We start from the raw sequence: 8,170 nt of genomic DNA on the forward strand, positions 1-8,170 counted from the left end.
GCGGGGGAGCCGTGCCTACAGGCCCCGCTTGCGGGCGTACGCCTCCCGCCCCTCCGCCGACTTCTGCTTCCAGTCGCGGCGGATCTCCGCCCGCAGCCGGGCGTCGGTGCGGGAGGCGATCCACGCGTTCTCGCGCTGCAGCTTGCGGTAGCTGTCCAGGCGCCGCTGCCCCAGCTCTCCCGAGCCGACCGCCGCGAGGACGGCGCAGCCGGGCTCGGCGGAGTGCCCGCAGTCGTGGAACCGGCAGCGGGCCGCCAGCTCCTCGATCTCGGAGAACGTCTGCGAGAGGCCGCTCTCGGCGTCCCACAGGCCGACGCCGCGCAGGCCCGGGGTGTCGATCAGGACACCGCCGGAGGGCAGCTTGAGCATGTTGCGCGTGGTGGTGGTGTGGCGGCCCTTGCCGTCCCGGTCGCGGGCGGCATTGACGCCCTGGACCTCCTCGCCGACGAGGGCGTTGGCGAGGGTGGACTTGCCCGCGCCGGACTGGCCGAGCAGCACGGACGTGCCCCCGGCCAGGGAGGCGGCGAGGACGTCGACGCCCTCGCCGGTCTCCGCGCTGACGGCGAGCACCTGGGCGCCCGGGGCCACGGTCGCCGTGTCGGCGACGAGGTGGCCGAGGACGACGGGGTCGGGGACGAGGTCGGCCTTGGTGAGGACGACCATCGGCTCGGCGCCGCTCTCCCAGGCCAGGGCCAGGAACCGCTCGACGCGGCCCAGGTCCAGCTCCACGGCCAGGGAGACCGCGATGACCGCGTGGTCGACGTTGGCGGCGAGGACCTGGCCCTCGGAGCGCTTGGAGGACGTGGAGCGCACGAACGCGCTGCGCCGGGGCAGCAGGGCGAGCACCATCGCGCGGTCGGTGTCGACGGCGGCCCAGTCGCCGGTGCACATGATGTTCAGCGGGTCGCCGGTGGTGACGAGCGCGGTGTCGGCCTGCACGGTGTGCACGCCGGTGCCGTCCGGCGCGGGCACGACGACGTCGCAGCGGCCCCGGTCGACGCGGACGATGCGGCCGGGGACGGCGCCCCCGGCGGCGTGTGCGGTGAAGCTGTCAGCGAACCCTTCGTCCCAGCCGTAGGGGGCGAGAGGGTGTGAGAGCTCGGTCAAGACGGTGTTCCTTAAAGGAGGGGGAAGTGACGGACTTCTGCTGGGTGCGGGCCGTGACAGTCATCGGTCCTCGCCTCCTCTCCTGGGAACACGCGTCCTTCGCGCTGGGGTGAGCTTAGGCAGGGCGGAAGGGTGAGCGCGAAAGGTTTTTCTCTCTAATCGCGCCGCTTCGCGTGCCGCGCGTGCTTGGGCTGGTGGCCCTCCTTCTGAAGGCGCGAGCGGACGTCGTCCGGGGGCAGGAACTGGGCCCACCGCTCCGGGAACTCCGAGGGCGGCTCGCGGTCCTGGCCGATCACGCCCTCGTCCGGGCCGTAGTCGTCGAGGTCGTCCTCCAGGCTCGCCTCCAGCGCGCGGGCCGCGCGCTCGGCCGCCTCCTGCGCCGCGGCCGCGGCCCGCAGCCGGTCGACGTCGGCGCGCGCGGCGGCGGTGGCCACCGACGGCCACACCCGGTCGAGCGCGGCGTTGACGGCCGCGCCGACGAGCACGGCGAAGGCCGAGACGCCGATCCACAGGAGCACGGCGACGGGCGCGGCGAGGGAGCCGTAGATGGTCAGCCCCTCCACCGTGTGGGTGAGGTAGATGCGCAGCAGGAAGCTGCCGAACACCCACATCGTCAGGGCGACGAGCGCCCCGGGGATGTCCTCCTGCCAGGGCGAACGGACCGGCACGGACACGTGGTAGAGCGTGGTCAGGAAGGCGATGCACAGCAGGATGACGACGGGCCAGTACAGGAAGCGCACGACGTCGGCGCTCCAGGGCACGACGTCCACCACCGCCTCGGGCCCGGCGACCATCAGCGGCAGCGCCACCGCTCCGATGAGGAGGGCGACGATGTAGAGGAGGAAGGCGAGCAGGCGGGTCCGGACGATGCCGCGCTTGCCCTCCAGCCCGTACATGATCGTGATGGTGTCGACGAAGACGTTGACGGCGCGCGAACCGGACCACAACGCGATGGCGAAGCCGACGGAGATGACGTCCGGGCGGCCCTTGGTGACGTCCCGCAGCAGGGGCCGGGCGATCTCGTTGACGCCCTTGTCGCTGAGGACCGTCGCGGACGCCTTGAGGATGTTCTCCTGGATGGAGCCGATGGTGTTGGTGCCGGTCCAGTCGTCCAGGTAGCCCAGCAGGCCGAGGAGGCCCAGCAGCAGCGGCGGCAGCGACAGCAGGGTGAAGAACGCGGCCTCCGCCGCGAGCCCGGTGACGCGGTATTCGATGCAGGAGTTGACCGTGTCCTTCAGAAGAAGCCACGCCATCCTGCGTTTCGAGACATTTCGGTACAGGACGCGAGCCCTGTGCAGCCGGCCGGCCCGACGCCCCGGTGATTCGTTTGCTGCCTGCACGCTCTAACCGTATCCGCCCTGGCAGCGTCGGCTCGCACGCCCGCCGAACAGACGGGCGACACGGGGCGGGACGAGCGTCCGGTGGAGGGTGATGCTGCGCCGACTCGGCACCACCCTCCGGCCGCTCTCCCACACCATCCGCCCGCGGCGGGCCCCCGCGCAACGGTTGCATGGAGTTGCAATCCTGCGGATGCCCCGCCGGACGGGCCCGCGGGACGGCACCATGGCAGCGTGAACCGCGGAACCACCGACGAACGCCTGCTGCCGGCCGTCCGGGAGGCCTGCCTGGGTGACGCACGGCCTCCCGTGCCCCCGCGCCCGGTCATCGGGCAGTCCTGGCACCGCGTCCGGCTGCGGGGCGTCGATCCGGAGCAGGGCGGTTCGTCCCCGCCGCTGCCGGCCGACGAGGTCGAGCAGCGGCGGCAGCGCTCGCCGCTCGCGGCGCTGCTCGGCCAGCTGCACGAGGGCCTGGGCTCGGTCGTCGACATCGAGCGGCACCTGATGGCCGTCACGGACGCCGAGGGCCGGGTGCTGTGGCGGCAGGGGAACCCCGGCGTGCTGCGCAGCGCCGACCGGCTCGGCTTCGACGTGGGGGCGTCGTGGGCCGAGGAGCTCGTGGGCACCAACGGCATCGGCACCTCGCTCGTCGAGCGGCGGCCGGTGCAGGTGCGCTCGGCCGAGCACTTCGTCCGCACCCACCACGCGTGGACGTGCGCGGCGGCCCCGCTGCACGATCCGCGCGACGGGCGGCTGCTGGGCGTGCTGAACGTCAGTGGCCCGGCGCCGGTGTTCAACCCCGCCACGCTGCCCCTGGTCACGGCGGTCGCGAAGCTGGGCGAGGGCGAGCTGCGGGCCCGGCACTGGGAGTCGGTGGAGCGGCTGCGGGCGGTCGCCGCCCCCATGCTGGCCCGGGTGAGCGGGCGGGCGCTGGTAGTGGACCGCGACGGGTGGGCGGCGGCGGTGACCGGCATGGGGCCGGTCGGCCGGGTCGCCCTGCCCAAGTCCGTGCAGGCGGGGCGGGCGTGGCTGCCCTCGCTCGGGCTGTGCTCGCTCGCGCCGCTGCCGGACGGCTGGCTGGTGCAGGTGGAGGAGGCGCCGCGCGCCGAGCTCGTGCCCAACCGCGTCGTCCTCGACGTGCGCGGCCCGCGCCGCTGGACGGTCACGGTCGCGGGTGCCGCGGGCGAGTGGTCGCAGGAGCTCAGCCCGCGCCACGCCGAGCTGCTGTACGTGCTGGCGCGGCACCCCGGGGGCCGCTCCGCCGCGGAGCTCGCGGCGGACCTGTTCGGCGACGCCTCCCGCACGGTCACGGTCCGCGCGGAGATGTCCCGCATGCGCCGCACCCTGGGCGGCGTGCTCGGCCACCGCCCGTACCGCTTCGCGGACGGCGTGGACGTCCACCTCCTGACCCCGCCCCGCGGCGAAGACCTCCTCCCCTCGTCAACGGCCCCGGTAGTCCTGACGGACCGCGCCCGGACCCGCTGACCGGGCCGGCACCCCGGCCCGGGGCCGGGAGCCGCACGGCCCTTCGGGCGGCCCCCCGTACAACGTGCGGCCCGTCCCGTGGTTCGCTGGGCGTATGAGCATCCGTACGACCACCGTGACCACCTGGTCGCTGGAACAGACCTCGTCCGCCGACCTCGTGCCCGTCCAGGTGCCGGACGCCGCGTCCGGCATCCGGATCGTCCGCTCCGAGGTGCCCTCGCCCGAGTTCAGCCGGTTCCTCTATACGGCCGTCGGCGGCGACGTGACCTGGCTCGACCGGCTGCCCTGGAGCTACGAGCAGTGGCGCGCGCACCTGGAGCGGCCCGGGGTCGAGACCTGGGTGGCGTACGAGCACGGGACGCCGGCGGGCTACATGGAACTGGAGGCGCAGCCCGGGGGCACGGTCGAGATCGTCTACTTCGGGCTGATCGCTGCGTTCCGCGGCCGCCGCATCGGCGGCCACCTGCTGGCGTACGGCACCGCGCGGGCCTGGGACCTGGCCGACCGCTGGGAGGGCCTGGAGCCGACCAGGCGGGTCTGGCTGCACACCTGCAGCCTGGACGGCGAGCACGCGGTGGCCAACTACGAGAAGCGCGGCTTCCGTTTGTTTGCGACCAAGACCGAGGAGCAGCCGGAGGCCGCCCCGCCCGGGCCCTGGCCGGGCGCCCACGCCTGAGCACAGGCACCGCACCCGTCACGGGCGGCACAGGCCGCCGAGCGATCCCGTCCCGCATTGCGGGACGGGATCGTCCATATTACGGACAATGGTGGACTGGCCGGATCCCGCCGTGCCACGCTTCCCCCATGTCCGGAGCTGGAATCGTCTTGGTGAGTCGGCGTCACGTCGACCTCGTCCGCGTGTCCAGCGCCATCTGTCCGGCGGGCTGACGTCTCAGCACCAGCACTGCCGTTTCCTGACTTTCGCCCGCTCCCCCGCCGTCCCCGATGCCGCGGACGAGCGTCCCCCTTGCGCACCCACGCAGCCCCGTGAGCACCCGCACCCGGACCGGGTCACCACCCGTACCCGTCCGCAGGTGCCGGGGGCGCCCGTGGGCGTACCCGCAGGCCACCGAAGGACATACCGCCATGGCTGCCACCTCGCACACCCCCTCCGCCGCCACGTCCCGCCGCAAGGCCGGCCGCCACCGCGGCGAGGGCCAGTGGGCCGTGGGCCACTTCACCCCGCTCAACGGCAACGAGCAGTTCAAGAAGGACGACGACGGTCTCAACGTGCGGACACGCATTGAGACGATCTACTCGAAGGCCGGCTTCGACTCCATCGACCCCGCGGACCTGCGCGGACGGATGCGCTGGTGGGGGCTGTACACCCAGCGCAAGCCGGGGATCGACGGCGGCAAGACCGCGATCCTGGAGCCGGAGGAGCTGGACGACGAGTACTTCATGATGCGGGTCCGCATCGACGGCGGCCGGCTCACCGTCGCCCAGTTGCGCGCCATCGGCGAGGTCTCGCAGACCTACGCCCGCGGCACGGCGGACATCACCGACCGCCAGAACATCCAGCTGCACTGGGTGCGCATCGAGGACGTGCCGGCCATCTGGGAGAAGCTGGAGGCCGTCGGGCTGTCCACGACGGAGGCGTGCGGCGACTGCCCGCGCGTGATCATCGGTTCGCCGGTCGCCGGGATCGCCGCTGACGAGATCATCGACGGCACGCCGGCGATCGAGGAGATCGAGCGCCGCTACATCGGCAGCAGGGAATTCTCCAACCTGCCGCGGAAGTTCAAGTCGGCGGTCTCCGGCTCGCCGGTGCAGGACGTGGTCCACGAGATCAACGACATCGCGTTCGTCGGCGTCGTCCACCCCGAGCACGGGCCCGGCTTCGACGTCTGGGTGGGCGGCGGGCTGTCCACCAACCCCCGGCTCGGGGAGCGGCTCGGCGCCTGGGTGCCGCTGGAGGACGTGCCGGACGTGTGGGCGGGTGTCGTCGGCATCTTCCGCGACTACGGCTACCGGCGGCTGCGCACCCGCGCCCGGCTGAAGTTCCTGATGGCGGACTGGGGTCCGGAGCGCTTCCGCGACGTCCTGGAGAACGAGTACCTGAAGCGGAAGCTCGCCGACGGGCCGCCGCCGGCCGAGCCGGGCAACCGCTGGCGCGATCACATAGGCGTGCACGAGCAGAAGGACGGCCGCTTCTACGTGGGCTTCGCACCGCGCGTCGGCCGGGTGGACGGCGCCACCCTCACCAAGATCGCCGAACTGGCGGCGGCCCACGGCTCGGACCGGCTCAACACCACGGTCGAACAGAAGATGATCATCCTGGACGTGGTGCGGGAGCAGGTGGACTCCCTCGTCGCCGGGCTGGAGGCGCTGGGCTTCCAGGTCACGCCCTCCCCCTTCCGGCGCGGCACGATGGCCTGCACCGGCATCGAGTTCTGCAAGCTCGCCATCGTGGAGACCAAGGCGCGCGGCGCCTCGCTGATCGACGAACTCGAGCGCCGGATGCCGGACTTCGAGGAGCCGGTCACCATCAACATCAACGGCTGCCCCAACGCCTGCGCCCGCATCCAGACCGCCGACATCGGCCTCAAGGGCCAGCTCGTGCTGGACGCGGACGGCCGCCAGGTCGAGGGCTTCCAGGTGCACCTGGGCGGCGCGCTGGGCCTGCAGGCCGGCTTCGGCCGCAAGGTCCGCGGGCTGAAGGTCACCTCCGCGGAACTGCCCGACTACATCGAGCGGGTGCTGACCCGCTTCGCCGAACAGCGCGAGGAAGGCGAGCGGTTCGCGGCCTGGGTCGCGCGCGCCGGTGAGGCGGACCTGTCATGAGCGGACGCGCCGCCCCCTTCTACTGCCCCTACTGCGGCGACGAGGACCTTCGCCCCTCCGAGGAGGGGCACGGCGCCTGGGAATGCGCCGCCTGCAGCCGGGCGTTCCGGCTGTCGTTCCTCGGGCTGCTGGCCCCGCGCCACCGGGGCCCCGCGCCCGTACCCGGCGAAGGGGACGGCACCTCATGACCACCACCGATCTGCGGGAGCTCGCCGAACAGGCGGGCCGCGAGCTGGAGGAGGCCCCGGCGCCGGAGATACTGCGCTGGGCCGCCGAGAGCTTCGGGGAGCGCTTCTGCGTCACCTCCTCCATGGAGGACGCGGTCGTCGCCCACCTCGCCTCGCGCGCCCTGCCCGGCGTCGACGTCGTCTTCCTCGACACCGGCTACCACTTCCCGGAGACCATCGGCACCCGCGACGCGGTCGCCGCCGTGATGGACGTCAGCGTCATCACGCTCACGCCCCGCGCGAGCGTCGCCGAACAGGACGCCGCGCACGGACCCCGGCTGCACGACCGCGACCCCGACCTGTGCTGCGCGCTGCGCAAGGTCGAGCCGCTGGAGCGCGGGCTCGCCGCGTACGACGCCTGGGCGACCGGGCTGCGCCGCGACGAGTCCCCCACCCGCGCGGGCACCCCCGTCGTCGGCTGGGACGCGCGGCGGCGGAAGGTGAAGGTCTCCCCCATCGCCCGCTGGACCCAGGAGGATGTGGATGCGTATGTCGCCGAACACGGCGTGCTGACCAACCCGTTGCTGATGGACGGCTACGCCTCCGTCGGCTGCGCCCCCTGCACCCGCAGGGTCGCCGCGGGCGAGGAAGCGCGCGCCGGCCGCTGGGCCGGGCTGGCCAAGACCGAATGCGGGCTGCACGGATGACACAGGAGCAGGAGCAAGCGATGAGCGGGGCCACCATCTGGCTCACCGGCCTGCCGAGCGCGGGCAAGACCACGATCGCCCGGGCGCTGGCCGGGCGGCTGCGCGACGAGGGACACCGGGTGGAGGTGCTGGACGGCGACGAGATCCGTGAGTTCCTCTCGGCCGGGCTGGGCTTCTCCCGGGCGGACCGGGACACCAATGTGCGGCGGATCGGCTTCGTCGCGCAGCTGCTCGCCGCGCACGGCGTGAAGGTGCTCGTCCCCGTGATCGCGCCGTACGCGGACTCCCGCGAGGCGGTGCGCAAGCACCACCAGGAGCGGGGCACCGGCTATCTGGAGGTGCACGTGGCCACGCCCGTCGAGGTGTGCTCGGTGCGGGACGTCAAGGGCCTGTACGCGCGGCAGGCGGCGGGCGAGATCTCCGGGCTGACGGGTGTCGACGACCCCTACGAGGCGCCGGCCGACCCGGACCTGCGGATCGAGGCGCACGGGCAGAGCGTGGCGGAGTCGGCAGGGGCGCTGCACGCCCTGCTGGCGGGACGGGGGCTGGCATGAGCGCCGCGGGAAGCCCCTTCGCGCTGCCC

The 8,170-nt window shown here is 73.3% G+C and carries 9 protein-coding genes; 7 read left to right on the top strand and 2 right to left on the bottom strand.

Features of this window, described 5'->3' with window-relative positions; genetic code table 11:
- Positions 1-15 precede the first annotated feature (15 nt).
- Complete coding sequence (gene rsgA, locus V7793_RS28650) at positions 16-1,107, bottom strand: ribosome small subunit-dependent GTPase A (RefSeq protein ID WP_336011696.1); 1,092 nt, start codon at positions 1,105-1,107, stop codon at positions 16-18.
- Positions 1,108-1,262: 155 nt separating this feature from the next.
- A complete protein-coding gene (locus V7793_RS28655; protein WP_336011698.1) occupies positions 1,263-2,447 on the bottom strand; it encodes a YihY/virulence factor BrkB family protein in 1,185 nt (394 codons plus the stop codon).
- A 231-nt stretch (positions 2,448-2,678) separates the two neighbouring features.
- Between V7793_RS28655 and V7793_RS28660 the strand changes: the two genes are divergently transcribed.
- From V7793_RS28660 to cysC, 7 genes are all read left to right on the top strand, one after another.
- Positions 2,679-3,929: a helix-turn-helix domain-containing protein gene (locus V7793_RS28660; protein ID WP_336011699.1), complete on the top strand. Its 1,251-nt coding sequence runs from the start codon at positions 2,679-2,681 to the stop codon at positions 3,927-3,929.
- 100 nt (positions 3,930-4,029) lie between these two features.
- Positions 4,030-4,605, top strand: a complete 576-nt coding sequence (locus V7793_RS28665; RefSeq protein WP_336011712.1) for a GNAT family N-acetyltransferase — start codon at positions 4,030-4,032, stop codon at positions 4,603-4,605.
- Positions 4,606-4,733: 128 nt separating this feature from the next.
- Positions 4,734-4,817, top strand: a complete 84-nt coding sequence (locus V7793_RS38280) for a putative leader peptide (RefSeq protein ID WP_353620284.1) — start codon at positions 4,734-4,736, stop codon at positions 4,815-4,817.
- A gap of 198 nt (positions 4,818-5,015) precedes the next feature.
- On the top strand, positions 5,016-6,713 hold the full coding sequence (locus tag V7793_RS28670) for a nitrite/sulfite reductase (RefSeq protein WP_336011700.1): 1,698 nt from the start codon (positions 5,016-5,018) through the stop codon (positions 6,711-6,713).
- Entirely contained in the window at positions 6,710-6,901 is a 192-nt protein-coding gene (locus V7793_RS28675) for a hypothetical protein (RefSeq protein WP_336011703.1), read from the top strand. The genes V7793_RS28670 and V7793_RS28675 overlap by 4 nt, the downstream gene beginning before the upstream one ends.
- Complete coding sequence (locus V7793_RS28680; protein WP_336011706.1) at positions 6,898-7,587, top strand: phosphoadenylyl-sulfate reductase; 690 nt, start codon at positions 6,898-6,900, stop codon at positions 7,585-7,587. Before V7793_RS28675 ends, V7793_RS28680 begins: the two co-directional genes overlap by 4 nt.
- Positions 7,584-8,141, top strand: coding sequence for an adenylyl-sulfate kinase (gene cysC / locus V7793_RS28685; protein ID WP_336011709.1), 558 nt, complete (start codon positions 7,584-7,586; stop codon positions 8,139-8,141). The genes V7793_RS28680 and cysC overlap by 4 nt, the downstream gene beginning before the upstream one ends.
- The last annotated feature ends 29 nt before the right edge of the window (positions 8,142-8,170 follow it).

It is taken from the genome of Streptomyces sp. KLMMK (genome assembly GCF_036961605.1).
In the GTDB taxonomy this organism is placed as follows: Bacteria; Actinomycetota; Actinomycetes; order Streptomycetales; family Streptomycetaceae; genus Streptomyces; species Streptomyces telluris.